The sequence below is a fragment of the Streptomyces sp. NPDC050164 genome, from assembly GCF_044459945.1.
Lineage (GTDB): Bacteria > Actinomycetota > Actinomycetes > Streptomycetales > Streptomycetaceae > Streptomyces > Streptomyces coeruleorubidus_A.
Map to the genome: position 1 here is coordinate 1 of NZ_JBITJK010000030.1, position 18,114 is coordinate 18,114.

The following is an 18,114-nucleotide window of genomic DNA, read 5'->3' on the forward strand; positions in this document are numbered from 1 at the left end:
CTCCGCCTTGCAGAGGCACGCACCAGACCCCGCTCGCCGGCACCGAGCAGAACAGTCGCTTCCCTGCGACCTGATCCAAACGACAGACCCTAGGGACGTACCGTGCGCGGCCCCGCCACTTCCGCTCCCAGCTCCCCGACCCGCCTCCGTAGCTCCCGGTCCGCCGTGACGACCAGTACGGGACGCGCACCCGCCCCCGCGACCACCTCGACGATGTGGTCGTCCCCGCTGCCTATCGCCGACTCCACTCGCACCCCGGCCACGGACTCCACCCCCCGCGCCGCTCCCTCCACCACGAGCACGATCTCCACCGGCCCGGCCATCCCCGGCACCCCGTCCGACGCCAACCGGTCCCGCAACCGCTCTGCCGCACCCCGACGATCCCGCCACCATCCGTCGGGTACGGAACCGACGACGTTCGCGGCGTCGACGACGACGAGGAGAGGCGCGGTGTCGTGCATGTGGTCAGGGTCGCACGGGAGATGGCCGCCAGGCAGTGCCGGGCCGCGCGCCGACCCCCTCGGCCCGCATAAAGTGAACTGGTGAACGGCGACTGGCTCATCCGCGGCCGCGACGGCCGCCTCACCGTCTACCTGCCCTCCGGCGACGCCGTGCTGTGCCGGGCGGAACGCGGCCCGGCCGGCCCCTGGGACGACGCCCCCCGAACCGTCGGCGGCCACCAGAAGCTGCACCCGGGCCCGGCGGTCGGCCAGGGCGCCGACGGTTATGCCCACCTGGCCGCCTGGCGGCCCACCGTGCCGGGGGAGTCGGGGCTCGTGCACTCCACGCACTTCCGGCCCCGGCTCGCGCCCCTGGACTGGATCCCGATCGGCCACCCTGACAAGAAGGGCGACCGGACGGGCCCGCCGGCCGTCGCCGTGGACTCCGCGGGGCGCGCCTACGTCTTCGTCCGCAACAACGGCGGCGGGGTGAGCCTGCGCAACCAGAAGATGAAGGGCGGTTGGGGACCCTGGCAGGACCTCGAGGGGCACGACGTCGAGGGCGAGTTGGCCGCCGTGACGGGGGAGTCGGGGATGGTCGCGGTGTTCGCGTCCGTGCCGGGCGGGATCCTGCACTGGCGGCAGGAGGAACACGGAAAGACGCCGGTGCGGACCGAGGGCGTGGATGTGGCGGTCCGGGAGGGGACACTCCGGGCCCTTTCCACGTCCGCCGAGCACACCACCCTCTTCTTCACGGACGCCTCCGGCGACCTGTGCGCCTGGCGCCCGGGGGAGAAGCCGGTGACGCTCATCGCCTCCGCCGGGCCGGGGCCCGTGTCCGCCGTGCGCTGTGAGATCGAGGGGCACGACTGCACCGTGCTCGCCCAGCGGTCGTCGAGTGGCCGGGTCGCCTTCGCCGCCTATCCGACCGAACAGGAGTCCGCGGGGGCCTGGTGGACCGAGTCCGGTCCCCAACTGCCCGCCGACGCCATGGTGTCGCTGGCGCTCGACGAGCATGACGAGGTCGTCGCGGCCTCCCTCTCCCCGTCGACCGGGAAGCTGCTGCTCACCCGCCGCAAGGACGAACCGGGGCTCGCTCTGGAGGCCTGGCGGGAGATCTGAAACCCCGTTCTTCCTGAGGCTCCCATCGCTCCAGACACACGAAGTGTGCCAAGGGTTGTAGGGATGTGTGCGTGACGAGATGCACCTCGGGTGAACATGGTCAAGAAGTGAAGGTCTTGTTAACCTCCTTGCATTGTTCGATTTTTGCTGGGGGGCCGGTTGCCGCTGCGTCCGACCGGGGCCGCGGCAACGGGGGTTGGGGAATGATGTCGTGAGCAGATCCTCCACGGTGGATCTCGTCGTTGTCGGACTCGGTTACGTGGGGCTGCCGTTGGCCAGGTCCGCGGCCGTAGCGGGCCTGAAGGTGGTCGGTCTCGACCGCAGCCGACGGGTGGTCGACGGACTGAACGCCGGCCGTTCGCATGTGGACGACATCACCGACTCCGATGTGCGCGGCATGCTGGAGCGGGGCTTCGAGGCCACCGACCGGGCCGGGGTCATCGCGGACGCCGCCGCGGTCGTGGTGTGTGTGCCGACGCCGCTCACCGACCACGGTGCTCCGGACCTCGGCGCGGTGCACGCGGCCGTGGACGACATCGCCGCCCATCTCCGCGCCGGCACGCTCGTGGTGCTGGAGTCGACGACGTACCCGGGGACCACCGACGAGGTCGTCAGGCCCCGGCTGGAGGCCGGTGGGCTGCGCGTCGGCGCCGACTTCCACCTCGCCTTCTCCCCGGAGCGCATCGACCCGGGCAACGCCGCCTACGGGCTGGAGAACACGCCCAAGGTCGTCGGCGGCAGCACGGCCGACTGCACCAAGGCCGCCCGCGCCCTCTACGAGCGTTTCGTGAACCGGGTCGTCGAGGCCAAGGGCACCCGCGAGGCCGAGATGGCCAAGCTGCTGGAGAACACCTATCGGCACGTCAACATCGCGCTCGTCAACGAGATGTCGATGTTCTGCCGTGAGATCGGCGTCGACCTGTGGGATGCCATCCGGTGCGCGTCGACGAAGCCGTTCGGGTTCGCGCCCTTCTACCCCGGCCCCGGCGTCGGCGGGCACTGCATCCCGATCGACCCCAACTACCTGTCGTACAAGGTCCGTTCGCTGGGCATCCCGTTCCGGTTCGTGGAGCTGGCGCAGGAGATCAACCAGCGGATGCCCGTGCATGTCGTCAACCGGGCGGCCGATCTGCTCAACGACCAGGGCAAGGCCGTGCGCGGGTCCCGGGTGCTGCTGCTCGGCGTGACCTACAAGCCGGACATCTCCGACCAGCGCGAGAGCCCCGCGCTGGCCGTCGCGGAGAACCTCCTCGCGCGCGGTGCCGAACTCGTCTACTTCGACCCGCGCGTCGAGGACTGGCGCGTCGGCGGTGTGTCCGTCGAGCGTGCCGGTGACTATCTCGCCGCCGCCGAGGCCGCCGACCTCACCATCCTGCTCCAGCCGCACCGTGAGATCGACCTGGAGGAGCTCGCCGGCCGGGCCCGGGCGCTCTTCGACACCCGGGGCAGGTCCGCCGATCACCCGCGGGTGGTCAAGCTGTGACATCCGAAGACACGTACATACCCGGGGCCGTCGACTCCGGGGGCCGTCGCGCGCACCGCAAGCGGCGGCACCTGAAGGTCTCGTACTTCGTCTTCCTGGGCCTGGCCGTGCTCATCGCCACCCGGCTCGACGCCGGTTCGCTGCACCTGTACTCGATGGGTGCCATGGGCCTGCTGTCCCTGAAGATGTTCGGCGCCCTCTTCTACCGTCCGGCCAAGGCCGGGCGGGAGGAGCTGGAGTACCTGGAGAACGCCTGGGTCACCGCGGTCATCCCGATCTACAACGAGGACCCGGTGATGTTCGAGCAGGGCATGCGCAGCCTCCTCGCGCAGAGCCGGCTGCCGAACGAGATCCACATCATCGACGACGCCAGCGCCGACGACTCCGGCATCCGCGCGGCGAAGAGGATGCGCCGCGAGTTCGAGGCCAAGGGCGTCAAGTACACCGTCAGCGTCCAGCCCGAGAACAAGGGCAAACGCGAGGCGCTGGCGCTGGGCTTCGAGGCCGCCCCGTACTCGGACATCTTCCTCTGCGTCGACTCGGACACCGTGCTGTCCCGGGACACCGTGCGTGAGCTGCTGCTGCCGCTGGCCGACGAGAAGATCATGGCCTCCACCGGCATGGTGCTGGCGCTCAACCACGACAGCAACATCTTCACCCGCCTCCAGGACCTGCGCTACGGCAACTCGTTCCTCTTCGAGCGGGCCGCCTACTCCCGGCTGAAGTCGGTCCTGTGCTGCTGCGGCGCGCTCTCCGCGTACCGCGGCACGCTGGTGCGCAAGTACCTGCCGGACTTCCTGGGCCAGCAGTTCCTGGGCAAGCCGGCCGTCTTCGGCGACGACCGCCGCATGACCAACTACTGCCTGATGGAAGGCCAGGTCGTCTTCCAGGAGACGGCCGTCGGTTACACCGCCGTCCCCGAGAAGCTGCCGCACTTCCTGCGCCAGCAGGTCCGCTGGAACAAGTCCTTCTTCCGCGAGTCGCTGTGGGCCTTCCGGCACCAGAAGAAGTACCGTCCCGCCTTCTGGCTGACCTGCATGGAACTCGCGCTGTGGCTGGTCTTCGGGTCGGCGATGTTCTACTCGATGGTCATCCTGCCCATCATCAAGCCCGAGCAGTTCGTCCGCCACATCGGCGACTACCTGATCTTCATGGTGCTGATGGGCTACCTGCGCAATGTGCGCTACCTCGACTTCCCGCGCCGGGGCATGGGCTTGGTCAAGCGGTTCGGCATGTTCTTGCTCGCGCCCATCTACGGCGTGATCCAGCTGACCCTGCTGACCCCGCTGCGGTTCTACGCCCTGTTCACCCTGCACAAGGGCAGTTGGGGCACCCGCCAGGGCGGTGTCGAGGTGTCCGTGGCCGGTGACCACGAGTCCGAGGTGACGGAGATCTTCGAGGAAGAGGACCCGTACTCCGACAAGAAGGTCACCGAGACGCTCCAGCTGATGCGTCTGGAGGGCGTGGCCCTGCGCACCCGGCCCCGCCCGGCGGGCGGCATCCCGGCCCAGCCGCAGCCGATCCCGGGATACGACGAGGAGCAGCACGCGGGTGTCCCGCAGCAGCGCGTGAGCTGGGGGACACCGGAACCGGCCGGCCGGCAGCAGTGGCAGGGCGGGTACGACGGCCACCCCGACCAGTACCAGCAGTCCTACCCGGGCCAGGGCCACGACCCCCAGCAGGGTGGATATCCGTACCCGGACCCGTCCTGGCAGCAGGGTCAGGGCCAGGGGCAGGGATACGGGCAGGGCGGCGGCTGGTAGGCCGGGTCCGTCGGACGGCATGGGAGAGGGGCGGCCGGGGGCGCCCCTCTCCCATGTGTCGGGGCCTCAGGTGTACGAGGCCATCGCCTCCTCGACCGTCAGCACCGGGATGTCCCGGTCGTCGATCGCCTTCATCAGCGTCTCCAGGCCCGCCTTGCCGATCTCGGTGCTCTTCGTCGGGGCGCCCTCGGTGACCTTGTGCAGACAGAGGATCAGCCAGTCGCCGCTGTTCACACAGCGGTCGAGCCGGCCGCCCGCGCCCGTGAGCTTCGACAACGCCGTACCGCCGATGCCGGTGCCGTCGTTGATGCCGGTCAGCGCCTTGAGGCGGTACGGCATCGCCGGGGCGAACGACTCGATCGTCTCGGAGATGATCGACCGGGCCGTGGTGAAGTGCCGGCTCGCGATCTGGTCGACCGGGACACCGTCGGTCGTCTTCTGGAACGCGCCGTGCGGATAGGCGAAGTGCTCGCTGGTGAAGCCGTTGGACACCAGCCACTCGCGCAGCTTGCGGAAGTCGGCGTCGGCCTCCTCCGCGGTGAGCTTGGGATAGCTCGCCGTGTGGACGGCGTTCGCGTACGAGTGGCCCGCCATCTCCCAGCCGGAGAAGTCCTGCATCGAGCGCATCTGGCCCAGCGTCAGGAAGCTGCCCGTGCCGATGGCGTCGGCGATGTTGTAGACCGTGCCGGGGAAGCCGTAGCGGTCCATGACCGGGCGGGCCAGGTCGTGGATCGACTTGTGGGAGTCGTCGAAGGTGAGGGAGACGACGCCCTTGGGGAAGACCGAGACGGTGTCCGGTATCAGCTCGACGGCCTGGAGCCGGTACGTCACCGGGCCGCCCGCGTCGTCGTACACGGCGAACGACATGTCGGTGAAGCCGGTCTTCGTGGACGGCTTGCCGCCGGCGCCGATGGAGTACGTGCCGGCCGCGGCGTTGACGTCGGCCCACTGGACGTGGACCGTCACCCACTCCCCGGACTGGACGTAGTTGGCCCCCGTCTTGGAGTGGGCGTGCAACGTCCAGGCGAAGTGGTTCGCGAGGGAGCCGCTGCCCAGGTAGAAGACCATCTTGGACAGGTTCGTGACGTCGTCGACGCGGAAGACGAGCCGGATCATCTTGCCGCTCATGCTCATCGCGGGCATGCCGGTCTTGCGGACGTACGACTGCTTGCCGGTGCCGTTCGTGGTCACCCGGACCGACTGGGTGCCGCGCACGAAGACGGACTTGTCGTTCGCCTCGGCCGACGCGGTGCCCGCGCCGCCCGGCGTCCAGCCGTGGGAGGCCTGGAACTGCTGGGACCAACTGGCCCGGCGGTACTTGGGGCGACGGCCCGAGGGGGCGTAGAGAGGAGGCGTGGTGAGGCCTCCGATGGCTCCCTCGGCGGCCGGCGCGGCGGCGGGCTGTGCCACCACCTGGCCCAGCCACGCGCCGCCGCCGGCCATCGCGACGCCTCCTGTGCCACCCATCAGCAGCGCGGAACGCCGGCTCACCACCGGCTTGTTCTCCGCAGCCTCTGCAGCGTGCCTGTGGGCGTTGGACCGCCTTTTCCTCACCGGGACTCCCGAACCGTGTCGAAGTAGTTCATTCCCTCGCCGGTGAAGTCCTCGACCGCGGACCGGACTTCCTTCACCGACAGGGATTCGTTCGCGTTGTAGTAGAGCCAGTCCACCTTCATGTCCCACGCGCGGTCGCCTTTGAACGGCAGATCCACGAACCAGTGGTTGAAGTTCACGGACATCCCGGAGCGCGGGGCGTACTTGCCGTCGCTGGAGAAGAGCTTCTCGCCGTCCATGCGGTAGGTGACGACGTCGTCCTCGACGGTGATCATCATGGTGTGCCAGCCGTCGAGGCTCTTGTTGGTCGTCCTGTAGACGCGGTCGTTGCTCTCGTGGTCGTACCAGGACACGGTGTCGAGCTTGGGACCGAGACGGCCCCAGCCGCCGTTCGGCATGTACTCGTTGTCGAGTTCGCTGTACTTCGCGCCGCTGCCGCCGATCGTGTAGAAGGTCTGGTTGACGTGGTCGCCGCCCTCGCCCTTCGCCGGATCGTCGCTGAAGTGGATGCGGGCCGCGTACGTGCCGTCGCGGAACTCGCTGCTCCGGGTGCCCAGACTCGCTTGTCTGGTGCCCGCCTTGGTGCCGTCGGTGCTCGCCCGCAGGTTGAGCACCTGGCCGTCGGCCAGGGCGCCCTCGGCGGTGGGGAAGGTGACGTTCCCCGCCGACCAGGTGTTCTCGATGCCGGGGCCGCCCTTGCTGGTGCGGACCAGCCAGCCGTGCTTGAACAGGGCCGGGTCCTTGGGGCCCTGGTAGGTGAAGTCGTCGAACAGCACTCCGGCCGGGGGAGCCGGCACCGGGTCGGGCGCGGCGGCCTTCGCCGAGGCCTTCTTCTCGTCGCTCGCCTTGGTGCCGTCCGGCTCCTCACCCCAGGCGAGGACGCCCCGCTTGTACGCGGTGACCTTCTCCGCCTCCTTGTAGGACGTCATCCGGGCGTCGAAGGAGCGGTCGTCGGACTGCTTCAGCCGCTTGTGGTCGGTGCGGAAGAGCTGGAGGTCGATGCCCTTGCTGTTGGCGCCCGGCCTCAGGCTGCCCGCGCCGGCCGTGAACCTGACTTCCAGATAGTGGTCGGCGGTGTCGGTGGCCTTGTCCATCGTGACGACCCGGCCTGCGACGTTCGAGCAGCCGAAGGCGGCGTTGACGCAGTTGAAGGCGTACGACGAGGGACCCGGGGCGCCGTCGGCCGTGAAGTAGTACCGGAGCGTCACATCGCTCAACGGCAGTGCCTTCTCGGTGTCGTTGAAGACCTCGAACGACGGCTTGGCCGCCGAGGCCGTGGCCGGAGTGTCGGTCCGGTAGCGGACCTTGAGCTCGGGCGGGTCCGGGTTCGCCGCCTTCCACACGGGATACAACGCCGTGCCGCCGGCGGCGACCACCGCCACCAGGAGCAGGAGCCTGATCTTGGGCCACACCCGGCGTCGGGGTGGGCGGCGGCGGGAGGACGCCACGAAAGACTCCTTCGAGGACACCTGGCGGTCTCTCGTGGAGACCGTCAGGGTCAGGTATACAATGGTCGGATTGTGTGAGGATCCTATCCGTGGCGACATACGGAAGGGGGGTGGGGCGTCCGGATCGTTACCGTACGCCCCACCCCCCTCAGGGGTTACGCGTTACGCGGGGACGCTCGCCACGCCCTGCGCCAGGAACCTCTTGCCGTTGACCCGCTCGGAGACGCCCTCGCGGTCCAGGTACGGCGTGATGCCGCCCAGGTGGAACGGCCAGCCGGCGCCCGTGATCAGGCACAGGTCGATGTCCTGCGCCTCGGCGACGACGCCCTCGTCGAGCATGATGCCGATCTCCTGCGCCACCGCGTCCAGGACCCGGTCGCGCACCTGCTCCTCCGTCAGGACGCTGTCACCCTGCTTCAGCAGCGCGGCGACCTCCGGGTCGAGCTCGGGCTTGCCGCTGTCGTAGACGTAGAAGCCGCGCTTGCCCGCCTCGACGACCGCCTTGAGGTTCGGGGAGACCGTGAAGCGGTCCGGGAACGCCTTGTTGAGCGTCTCGGAGACGTGCAGGCCGATCGCCGGGCCGACCAGCTCCAGCAGGACCAGCGGCGACATCGGCAGGCCCAGCGGCTCGACGGCCTTCTCGGCGACGTCGACGGGGGTGCCCTCGTCGATGACGTTCTGGATCTCGCCCATGAAGCGGGTCAGGATGCGGTTCACGACGAACGCCGGGGCGTCCTTGGTGAGGACCGCGGTCTTCTTCAGCTTCTTGGCGACGCCGAACGCCGTGGCCAGGGAGGCGTCGTCGGTCTGCTCGCCGCGGACGATCTCCAGCAGCGGCAGCACGGCGACCGGGTTGAAGAAGTGGAAGCCGACGACCCGCTCGGGGTTCTTCAGCTTCGACGCCATCTCCGACACCGACAGCGAGGAGGTGTTGGTGGCGAGGATCGCGTGCGCCGGGGCGACCGCCTCGACCTCCGCGAACACCTTCTGCTTGACGCCCATCTCCTCGAACACGGCCTCGATGATGAAGTCCGCGTCCGCGAAGCCCTCGGCCTTGTCCAGGACACCGGTCACCAGCGCCTTGAGGCGGTTGGCCTTGTCCTGGTTGATACGGCCCTTGCCGAGCAGCTTGTCGATCTCGGCGTGGACGTAGCCCACACCCTTGTCGACGCGCTCCTGGTCGATGTCGGTCAGCACGACCGGCACCTCCAGGCGGCGCAGGAACAGCAGCGCGAGCTGGCTGGCCATCAGACCGGCGCCGACGACACCGACCTTGGTGACCGGGCGGGCCAGGTTCTTGTCCGGGGCACCGGCCGGGCGCTTGCCGCGCTTCTGCACCAGGTTGAAGGCGTAGATGCCGGCACGCAGTTCGCCGCCCATGATCAGGTCGGCGAGCGCCTTGTCCTCGGCGTCGTAACCCTGCTGGAGGTCGCCGTTCTTGGCGGCGGCGATGATGTCCAGGGCGCGGTAGGCGGCCGGGGCAGCGCCGTGCACCTTGGAGTCCGCGATGAAACGGCCCTTGGCGACGGCCTGGTCCCAGGCCTCGCCGCGGTCGATCACCGGGCGCTCGATCTCCAGCTCGCCCTTGAGGACGGCGGCGGTCCAGATCAGCGACTGCTCCAGGAAGTCCGCGCCCTCGAAGATCGCGTCGGCGATCCCGAGCTCGTGGACCTGCTTGCCCTTGAGCTGCTTGTTCTGGTTGAGGCTGTTCTCGATGATCACCGAGACGGCCTTGTCGGCGCCGATCAGGTTCGGCAGCAGGGTGCAGCCGCCCCAGCCCGGGACCAGGCCGAGGAACACCTCGGGGAGCGAGAACGCCGGGAGGGCCGCGGAGACGGTCCGGTAGGTGCAGTGCAGACCGACCTCGACACCGCCGCCCATCGCGGCGCCGTTGTAGTACGCGAAGGTCGGCACGGCCAGCTTGGACAGCCGCTTGAAGACCTCGTGGCCGCCCTTGCCGATGGCGAGCGCGTGCTCGTACTCCTTGAGGATCTCCACGCCCTTGAGGTCGGCGCCGACCGCGAAGATGAACGGCTTGCCGGTGATGCCGACGCCGACGATCTCGTTGTCCGCCGCCTCCTTCTCGACCTGGTCGATCGCGGCGTTGAGGTTCGCCAGCGAGGCCGGGCCGAAGGTGGTCGGCTTGGTGTGGTCCAGGCCGTTGTCGAGGGTGATCAGGGCGAAACGCCCGGCACCCGCGGGGAGGTCGAAGTGGCGTACGTGCGCCTGCGTGACGACCTCGTCCGGGAACAGGTCGGAAGCCTGCTTCAGAAGCTCGGTGGTGGTGCTCACTTGTCCCCCTCGAAGTGCGGGTTCTCCCAGATGACCGTCGCGCCCATGCCGAAGCCGACGCACATGGTGGTCAGGCCGTAGCGGACGTGCGGCTGCTCCTCGAACTGGCGGGCCAGCTGCGTCATCAGGCGGACGCCGGAGGAGGCCAGCGGGTGGCCGAAGGCGATGGCGCCGCCGTACTGGTTGACGCGCTCGTCGTCGTCGGCGATGCCGTAGTGGTCGAGGAAGGCCAGGACCTGGACGGCGAAGGCCTCGTTGATCTCGAACAGGCCGATGTCGGAGATGGACAGGCCCGCCTGGGCCAGCGCCTTCTCCGTCGCCGGGATCGGGCCGTAGCCCATGACCTCCGGCTCGACGCCCGCGAAGGAATAGGAGACCAGGCGCATCTTCACGGGGAGGTCGTTCTCCCGCGCGAACTCCTCGGAGGCGATGAGCGAGGCGGTGGCGCCGTCGTTCAGACCGGCCGCGTTACCGGCGGTGACCCGGCCGTGCACACGGAACGGGGTCTTCAGGCCGGACAGGTTCTCCAGAGTCGTGCCCGGGCGCATCGGCTCGTCGGCGGTGACCAGGCCCCAGCCCGTCTCACCGGCCTCGGGGCTGGTGCGGCGTACGGAGATCGGCACCAGGTCGGCCTGGATCTTGCCGTTGGCGTACGCCTTGGCGGCCTTCTCCTGGGAGCGCACGGCGTACTCGTCGGCGCGCAGCTTGGTGATCTGCGGGTAGCGGTCGTGCAGGTTCTCCGCGGTCATGCCCATGAACAGGGCCGACTCGTCGACCAGCTTCTCGCTCACGAACCGCGGGTTCGGGTCGACGCCCTCGCCCATGGGGTGACGGCCCATGTGCTCGACACCGCCGGCGATGGCGATGTCGTACGCGCCGAAGGCGACGGAACCGGCGACCGTGGTCACGGCCGTCAGCGCGCCCGCGCACATGCGGTCGATGGAATAACCGGGTACGGACTGCGGCAGGCCGGCGAGGATCCCCGCGGTACGGCCGATGGTGAGGCCCTGGTCGCCGATCTGCGTGGTCGCGGCGATGGCGACCTCGTCGATCTTCTTCGGGTCGAAACCGGGGTTGCGGCGCAGCAGCTCCCGGATCGCCTTCACGACGAGGTCGTCGGCACGGGTCTCGTGGTAGATGCCCTTCGGGCCCGCCTTGCCGAACGGGGTGCGGACGCCGTCTACGAAGACGACGTCCCTGACGGTACGAGGCACGATGGCTCTCCTCCAGGGTCCAGGACGCTGAGCGCTTGCTCATCCCATGCTACTTATGAGTAACGTGGCTGCCCAGTCCTGACATGGCGAGCGGTGAAGGTCACACCTTCGGCGGCGCGGTCGACCCCCGAGGCGTCAGCACAGGAGTGGGCACAGGATGCGACCCGCCCTCACTCCCCGTGATCACCGAGAACAGCGTCCGAGCCACCTCCGCCCCGAACCCGTGCACGTCATGACTCATCGCCGACAAGGTCGGATGCGTCAGCCGGCACAGCTGCGAGTCGTCCCACGCCAGCAGCGACACGTCCTCCGGCACCCGCAACCCCATCTCCGCCGCCACCGACAACCCCGCCACCGCCATGATGTCGTTGTCGTACACGATCGCCGTCGGCCGGTCCGGCGGCGCGGCAGTCAGCAGCGACCGTGTCGCCCGCGCCCCCGCGTCGCCCGAGAAGTCGGTCGCGACCTGCCAGGCCCCGGCCAGCGCCAGCGCCCCCGCCGCCTCGTCGAACGCCGCCGTCCGGATCGCCGTGTGCCCGAGGGCCGCCGCCCCGCCCACCCGGGCGATCCGCCGGTGCCCGAGGGCGGCCAGATACCGCATCGCCTCCGTCACGGCCGTGGCGTCGTCGGTCCACACGGAGGTGAGCCCCCCGGTCAGCGAGGGATGCCCCACGGCGACCACCGGCAGCCCGAGCCGCTCCACCAGGCCCACCCGGGGATCGTCGGCCCGGAAGTCGACGAGGATCGACCCGCCGATCTGCCGCCCCCGCCACCACGACTCCTGGACGCCCACCTCATCGTCCAGATTCCGTACGAGTCTCAGCAGCAGGGAGCAGGAGTGCTCGGCCAGGACGCTCTCCACGCCCGAGACGAACTCCATGTACCAGGGTTCGAGCCCGAGCATCCGCGCCGGCCGGCACACCGCGAGCCCCACCACGTCCACGCGCGAACCGGCCAGCGTCCGCGCCGTGAGGTTCGGCGCCCAGCCCAGCTCCCGCGCCGCCCGGAAGATCCGGTCCCGGGTCGCCTCCGACAGGCCGGGCTTGTGGTTGAACGCGAGTGAGACGGCACCCTTGGACACACCGGCGCGCGCGGCGACGTCCTTGATGGTGACGCGGGGGGTCGGCGTTGCCGTCATCGGGCGGGCTCCAGGCAGTACAGGGCCGAACGAGCACGCTCCGAGTCCGGAGTCTTCCAGCCGCGCACCCCGATGGTCACCTCTTCACCCGGCAGCAGCGTGACCAGCCCCCGGTCGGCCCGCGCCCCCGGATCCAGCCGGTCGGCCTGGAGCAGCAGGTCCCGGACCAGGGTGCGGGCGGTGACGGTGATGCCGCCCGGCGTGAGGGCGACATCGAACTGCGGTGCAGGGTAGGGGATTTCGCGGTCCGGCACCGGGAAGTGCACCGCCCGCAGTCCGCTCGCGTCCGCGACGAGGAACTCCTTGGGCCCGGCCGGCGTCAGCTCGTGCTGTACGTCCATACGTGCCACGCTCCGCCCCCCGGCCGTCAGCTCCACGGTCACCTGCCCCAGCACCTCGCCCTCGACGGACATCCGCCGCAGGGTCAGCGTCGCCGTCCACTCCCCGGCCGCCTGGTTGACGGCGGCCAGCACCAGCCCGCCGTCCCGTGCCTGGAGCGTCAGCAACCGGTCCGCGTACAGCCGCTTCAGCTCGTGGTACAGCGGCTTCTCCCGGCTGTCCCCGTCGATCGCCGCCCAGGACGTCACCGGCCAGCAGTCGTTGAGCTGCCAGACGACCGTGCCCGCGCACACCGGCCAGTGCGAGCGCCAGTGCTCGATCCCGGCGGCGACCGCCCGCGCCTGGTTGACCTGCATCAGGTAGTGCCAGCGGTCGAAGTCCCCGTCCGGTACGGCGAAATGCCGTGCCAGCCCCCGCTCCAGCTTCCCGTTGCCGTCGTCGGCCTTCTGGTGGTGCAGCATGCCGGGGGAGTCGGGCGCGAGCTCCTCCCCGGGCAGCGCCCGGCGCAGCGTGGCGTACGCGGGCGGCGCCTGCCAGCCGAACTCGGCGACGAACCGGGGCGCGCTCAGCCGGTAGTCGGCGTAGTCCTCACGGTTCCACACGTCCCAGGAGTGGTGCGTGCCGTGCGCCGGATCGTTGGGATGCCGGTCCCATGACCCGGACCAGGGACTTCCCGCCGTGTACGGCCGTGTCGGATCCAACTCGGCCACCACACGCGGCAGTACGCCCAAGTAGTACCCCTCGCCCCAGGAGTCCCCCGCCAGCCGCGGCTCCCAGCCCCAGTCTCTGAAGCCCCACAGGTTCTCGTTGTTGCCGTTCCACAGCACCAGCGACGGATGCGGCATCAGCCGTACCACGTTCTCCCGCGCCTCGGCCTCCACCTCACCGCGCAGCGGCTGTTCCTCCGGGTAGGCCGCGCAGGCGAACGGGAAGTCCTGCCAGACCAGCAGCCCGAGTTCGTCGCAGGCGTCGTAGAAGTCCTCGCTCTCGTAGATCCCGCCGCCCCAGATCCGTACGAGGTCCACGCCCGCTCTTGCGGCCTGCTCCAGCCGCTCCCGGTACCGCTCGCGGGTGATCCGGGACGGGAAGACGTCGTCGGGGATCCAGTTGACGCCCCGCGCGAAGAGCCGCTCGCCGTTGACGACGAGGGTGAAGCCGGTGCCGTGCGCGTCGGGCCGTTGATCCAGTTCCACGGTCCTGAAGCCGATCCGCCGTCGCCACACGTCCAGCGCGTCGTCGCCGTGCAGCAGCCGCAACTCGACGTCGTACAGCGGCTGTTCGCCGTAGCCACGCGGCCACCACAGCCGCACGTCCGGCACGCGGAGCCGTACCACCCCGCCCGCCCCCTCGACCTCCGCGCGGGCCCGCACCCCGCCCACCTCCGCCTCCAGGGTGAGCGGCGCCTCGACCCGGGTCCGCTCCACGTCCACGGCCAACTCGACGACACCCACCCCCTCGTCGACGGTGACCAGCGGACGCACCCGGGCGATCCGGGCCGTCGACCAGTGCTCCAGGCGCACCGGCCGCCAGATCCCGACCGTCACCAGGGTCGGCCCCCAGTCCCAGCCGAAGGAGCAGGCCATCTTGCGCAGGTACTGGTAGGGCTCGGCGTAGGCGGCGGGCCGCTCGCCCAGCCGTCCCCGCACGGCCTCGGCCTCGGCGTAGGCGGAGACGAACCGCACGGCCAGCCGCCCGGACAGTCCCGTCACGTCGAACCGGTACGAGCGGTGCATGTTCCGCACCTTGCCCAGCAGCCGCCCGTCCAGGGAGATCTCGGCGACGGTGTCGAGCCCGTCGAAGACCAGGTCGGTCTGCTCCTGCGCGGAGGCGCTCGTGAGCTCGCGCTCGTACGTCCAGTCCCGGCGCCCCACCCACGCCACCTCACACTCGCCCAGGCCCAGGAACGGGTCCGGGATCACCCCGGCCGCCATCAGGTCGGTGTGCACGCAGCCCGGCACGGAGGCCGGAAGCGGGCCCGACTCGTGCCGCAGGATCCATCCGTCGCCGAGCGGTGTGGCCTCCAGCATGCGCACTCCCTTAACCGGTCCAGTGAAGAGTCGTGTACAGGTCTTCCCAGCGTTGGCGGGAATGGGACTTTACCGGTTGAGAAAGCGCTGTCAGAGTGCCGAACCAGCCATACCGCACGTGCTCTTCCGTCCCGAGTTCCTCTCCGCGAACGGAGCTGATGCACATGAACCGCCGTACCGTCCTCGCCCTCGCCGTGGGCGCCGCCCTGCTGGCCTCGGGCTGTACCGGCACCGGAGGCACCTCGAAGGGCGCGGATGCCGAGGCGCCCGACGATCCCGCCAAGGTCGACGGGACCATCACCGTCCTCACCCACCGGACCGACCTCGTGCAGGACGGGACGATGAAGAAGTACGCCGCCGAGTTCAACAAGACCTACCCCAAGGTGAAGGTCGAGTTCGAGGGCCTCACCGACTACGAGGGCGAGGTCAAGATCCGTATGAACACGGAGAACTACGGCGACGTCCTCATGATCCCGGCCGTGATCGAGAAGAAGGACTACCCGAAGTTCTTCGCCTCCCTCGGCACCCAGGCCGAGCGCAGCAAGAAGTACCGCTTCACCGACTACTCGACCGTGCAGGGCAAGGTCTACGGGCAGAGCCCGATCGGCGTGGTCCCGGGCTTCGTCTACAACAAGAAGGTGTGGAACGCGGCCGGCGTCACCGACTGGCCCACCACCCCGGCCGAGTTCCTCGACGACCTCAAGGCCATCAAGTCCAAGACGGACGCGGTCCCGTACTACACCAACTTCAAGGACAAGTGGCCGCTGACCCAGTGGACGGACGTCAGGGGCTCGGTCGGCTGCGACACCCAGGCCACCACCAGGCTCGCCGAGGGCAACCCCTGGGCGGAAGGCGCCGACCTGCGAGTCGGTGACACGCTGCTCCACGACATCGTGCACGAGCGACTCATCGAGAAGGACCCGACGACCACCAACTGGGAGGCGTCCAAACCCCGTCTGGCGAAGGGCGAGATCGCCACGATGTGGCTCGGCTCCTGGGCGATCGTGCAGATGCAGGACGCGGCGAAGCAGGCGGGCACCGACCCGGCCGACATCGGCTTCATGCCGTTCCCCGCCCAGAAGAACGGCACGTTCTGCGCGGTGACGTCGCCCGACTACAGCCAGGCCGTCAACATCAACTCCGACCGCAAGGCCGCCGCCCGCGCCTGGATCGACTGGTTCACCGACAAGTCCGGCTACGCGGACGCCAACCTGGCCCTCTCGCCCCTCAAGGACGCCCCGCTGCCCGACGTCCTGGGGCCCTACGAGGAGGCGGGTGTGAAGCTCCTCGACATCGACGACACCAAGGGCGCCGAGGTCAAGTCCATCGACAACCAGTCCGAGGTCGGCATCTACAAGCCCGACTACCGCCAGGACCTCGTCGACCTCGCCCGCGGTGCCCGCAAGGGCAGCCTGGACGACTTCCTGACCGGGCTGGGCGAGAAGTGGACCGAGGCGCAGCAGAACCTGGGGTCCTGATGACCGACACCATCCGGAAGGCGGCGCGGCCGGGGCCGCCGGCCGCGCCCGCCGGGCCGCCACCGCCCACCGCCGCGCGCCGGCCGCGGCGGTGGCGGGGCGTGACCCCCTGGCTGTTCCTGATCGCCCCGCTCGTCCTGCTGATCGCCTTCACCTACGCGCCGATCGTCAACATGGTCGCGTACAGCTTCACCGACTGGGACGGCGTCAGCCCCGAGCTGCGCTACACGGGTGCCGAGAACTACGCCGAACTCTTCACCCGCCCCGAGCTGTTCGAGGTGTTCTTCGTCAGCGGCTACTACCTCGCCGCGTCCGTGGTGCAGATCGCCGCAGCCCTCTACTTCGCCACGGTCCTGAGCTTCAACGTCCGCTTCCGCGACTTCTTCAAGGGCGTGCTCTTCTTCCCGTACCTGATCAACGGCGTCGCGATCGGCTTCGTCTTCCTGTACTTCTTCCAGGACGGCGGCACCCTCGACGCGATCCTGGGCCTGATCGGCTACGACGGCGACCGCGCCTGGCTCGGCACACCGACCTCGGCCAACGTCTCCCTCGCGGGCGTCTCCGTCTGGCGCTACCTGGGCCTGAACTTCGTCCTCTTCCTCGGCGCGATCCAGTCCATCCCGGGGGAGCTGTACGAGGCGGCCGAACTGGACGGGGCGAACCGCTGGCAGCAGTTCCGCCACATCATCGCGCCCGGCATCCGGCCCGTGCTGAGCCTGTCGGTGATCCTGTCCGTCTCCGGGTCGCTGTCCGTCTTCGAGATCCCGTACATCATGACCGGCGGCGCGACCGGCACCGAGACCTTCGTGATCCAGACGGTGAAGCTGGCCTTCCAGTTCAACAAGACGGGCCTCGCCTCGGCGGCGGCCGTCGTACTGCTGCTGATCATCCTGGCGGTGACCTGGGTGCAGCGGCGCCTCGTCCCGGACGACAAGGTGGACCTCGTATGAAGCGCCGTGCCGTGGCCCGTGCCCTCGTGTACCTGTCCCTGGTCCTCGCGACGCTGGTCGTGCTCCTGCCGCTCACCGTGGTCTTCCTGACCTCGCTGAAGACCTCCGGGGAGATGGCGGACGACAGCGGCGCCCTCACGCTGCCCGACGACCCGCTCAACTTCGACAACTACGTGACGGCGTTCCAGGACGGCCGGATGCTCTCGGCGTTCGGCAACACGGCGGTCATCCTGGTCGTCGCCATCGGGGGCACGGTCCTCATCGGCTCGATGACGGCGTACGTCATCGACCGCTTCCGGTTCCGCTTCCGCAAGCTGGTCCTGGCCCTGTTCCTGGTCGCCGCGCTGGTCCCCGGGGTGACCACCCAGGTGGCCACCTTCCAGATCGTCAACAGCCTCGGGATGTTCGACAGCCTCTGGGCGCCGATCGCGCTCTACACGGGCACGGACATCGTGTCGATCTACATCTTCCTGCAGTTCGTACGGTCCATCCCCGTCTCACTGGACGAGTCGGCCCGCATCGACGGCGCCAACGCCTTCACGGTGTACCGGAAGGTCATCTTCCCTCTGCTCAAGCCGGCGATCGCGACCGTCGTGATCGTGAAGGGGATCAACGTCTACAACGACTTCTACATCCCCTTCCTCTACATGCCCTCCGAAGATCTTGGCGTGATCTCGACGTCCCTGTTCCGCTTCAAGGGCCCCTTCGGAGCCCACTGGGAGACCATCTCGGCAGGCGCGATCCTCGTCATCGTCCCGACGCTGGTCGTCTTCCTGTTCCTGCAGCGGTTCATCTACAACGGTTTCACGCGGGGTGCCACGAAGTAGGAGACCTGCCTCGCAGGGGCGCGCAGCCGCCGTACGACC

The 18,114-nt window shown here is 69.4% G+C and carries 13 protein-coding genes; 6 read left to right on the forward strand and 7 right to left on the reverse strand.

The genetic code is table 11. The features are described 5' to 3' along the window. Positions 1–89: 89 nt before the first annotated feature. Complete coding sequence (locus ACIBNA_RS31190; RefSeq protein WP_399168520.1) at positions 90–461, reverse strand: NTP pyrophosphohydrolase; 372 nt, start codon at positions 459–461, stop codon at positions 90–92. An 81-nt stretch (positions 462–542) separates the two neighbouring features. On the opposite strand from ACIBNA_RS31190, the gene ACIBNA_RS31195 reads away from it, so the two are divergent. From ACIBNA_RS31195 to ACIBNA_RS31205, 3 genes are all read left to right on the forward strand, one after another. Beyond that, positions 543–1,562 carry a hypothetical protein gene (locus ACIBNA_RS31195; protein ID WP_399168521.1) on the forward strand — a complete coding sequence of 340 codons (1,020 nt, stop codon included), beginning with the start codon at positions 543–545 and terminating at the stop codon, positions 1,560–1,562. Positions 1,563–1,773: 211 nt separating this feature from the next. Next, the gene (locus tag ACIBNA_RS31200) at positions 1,774–3,045 is read left to right on the forward strand and encodes a nucleotide sugar dehydrogenase (RefSeq protein WP_399168522.1); all 1,272 of its coding nucleotides are present in this window, start codon (positions 1,774–1,776) and stop codon (positions 3,043–3,045) included. Continuing rightward, positions 3,042–4,808 carry a glycosyltransferase gene (locus ACIBNA_RS31205; protein ID WP_399168523.1) on the forward strand — a complete coding sequence of 589 codons (1,767 nt, stop codon included), beginning with the start codon at positions 3,042–3,044 and terminating at the stop codon, positions 4,806–4,808. The genes ACIBNA_RS31200 and ACIBNA_RS31205 overlap by 4 nt, the downstream gene beginning before the upstream one ends. Positions 4,809–4,874: 66 nt before the next feature. Here the strand turns inward: ACIBNA_RS31205 and ACIBNA_RS31210 are convergent, their stop codons facing one another. The 6 genes from ACIBNA_RS31210 to ACIBNA_RS31235 all read right to left on the reverse strand — a co-directional run bounded on the left by ACIBNA_RS31210 (position 4,875) and on the right by ACIBNA_RS31235 (position 14,820). Further along, positions 4,875–6,299 carry a polysaccharide deacetylase family protein gene (locus ACIBNA_RS31210; RefSeq protein WP_399168524.1) on the reverse strand — a complete coding sequence of 475 codons (1,425 nt, stop codon included), beginning with the start codon at positions 6,297–6,299 and terminating at the stop codon, positions 4,875–4,877. Between the two features lie 59 nt (positions 6,300–6,358). Beyond that, a complete protein-coding gene (locus ACIBNA_RS31215; protein ID WP_399168525.1) occupies positions 6,359–7,810 on the reverse strand; it encodes a cellulose binding domain-containing protein in 1,452 nt (483 codons plus the stop codon). A gap of 162 nt (positions 7,811–7,972) precedes the next feature. Continuing rightward, positions 7,973–10,102: a 3-hydroxyacyl-CoA dehydrogenase NAD-binding domain-containing protein gene (locus tag ACIBNA_RS31220; protein WP_399168527.1), complete on the reverse strand. Its 2,130-nt coding sequence runs from the start codon at positions 10,100–10,102 to the stop codon at positions 7,973–7,975. Further along, the gene (locus ACIBNA_RS31225; RefSeq protein ID WP_399168528.1) at positions 10,099–11,316 is read right to left on the reverse strand and encodes a thiolase family protein; all 1,218 of its coding nucleotides are present in this window, start codon (positions 11,314–11,316) and stop codon (positions 10,099–10,101) included. The genes ACIBNA_RS31220 and ACIBNA_RS31225 overlap by 4 nt, the downstream gene beginning before the upstream one ends. Positions 11,317–11,416: 100 nt before the next feature. Further along, entirely contained in the window at positions 11,417–12,454 is a 1,038-nt protein-coding gene (locus ACIBNA_RS31230) for a LacI family DNA-binding transcriptional regulator (protein WP_399168529.1), read from the reverse strand. Continuing rightward, positions 12,451–14,820 carry a glycoside hydrolase family 2 protein gene (locus ACIBNA_RS31235; RefSeq protein WP_399168530.1) on the reverse strand — a complete coding sequence of 790 codons (2,370 nt, stop codon included), beginning with the start codon at positions 14,818–14,820 and terminating at the stop codon, positions 12,451–12,453. Before ACIBNA_RS31235 ends, ACIBNA_RS31230 begins: the two co-directional genes overlap by 4 nt. 164 nt (positions 14,821–14,984) lie before the next feature. Between ACIBNA_RS31235 and ACIBNA_RS31240 the strand changes: the two genes are divergently transcribed. The 3 genes from ACIBNA_RS31240 to ACIBNA_RS31250 are packed head-to-tail and all read left to right on the forward strand — an operon-like array spanning position 14,985 to position 18,075. Then, positions 14,985–16,298, forward strand: coding sequence for an ABC transporter substrate-binding protein (locus tag ACIBNA_RS31240; RefSeq protein ID WP_399168531.1), 1,314 nt, complete (start codon positions 14,985–14,987; stop codon positions 16,296–16,298). Further along, a complete protein-coding gene (locus ACIBNA_RS31245; RefSeq protein ID WP_399168532.1) occupies positions 16,298–17,248 on the forward strand; it encodes a carbohydrate ABC transporter permease in 951 nt (316 codons plus the stop codon). The genes ACIBNA_RS31240 and ACIBNA_RS31245 overlap by 1 nt, the downstream gene beginning before the upstream one ends. Further along, positions 17,245–18,075, forward strand: coding sequence for a carbohydrate ABC transporter permease (locus tag ACIBNA_RS31250; protein WP_399168533.1), 831 nt, complete (start codon positions 17,245–17,247; stop codon positions 18,073–18,075). Before ACIBNA_RS31245 ends, ACIBNA_RS31250 begins: the two co-directional genes overlap by 4 nt. Positions 18,076–18,114: the final 39 nt, after the last annotated feature.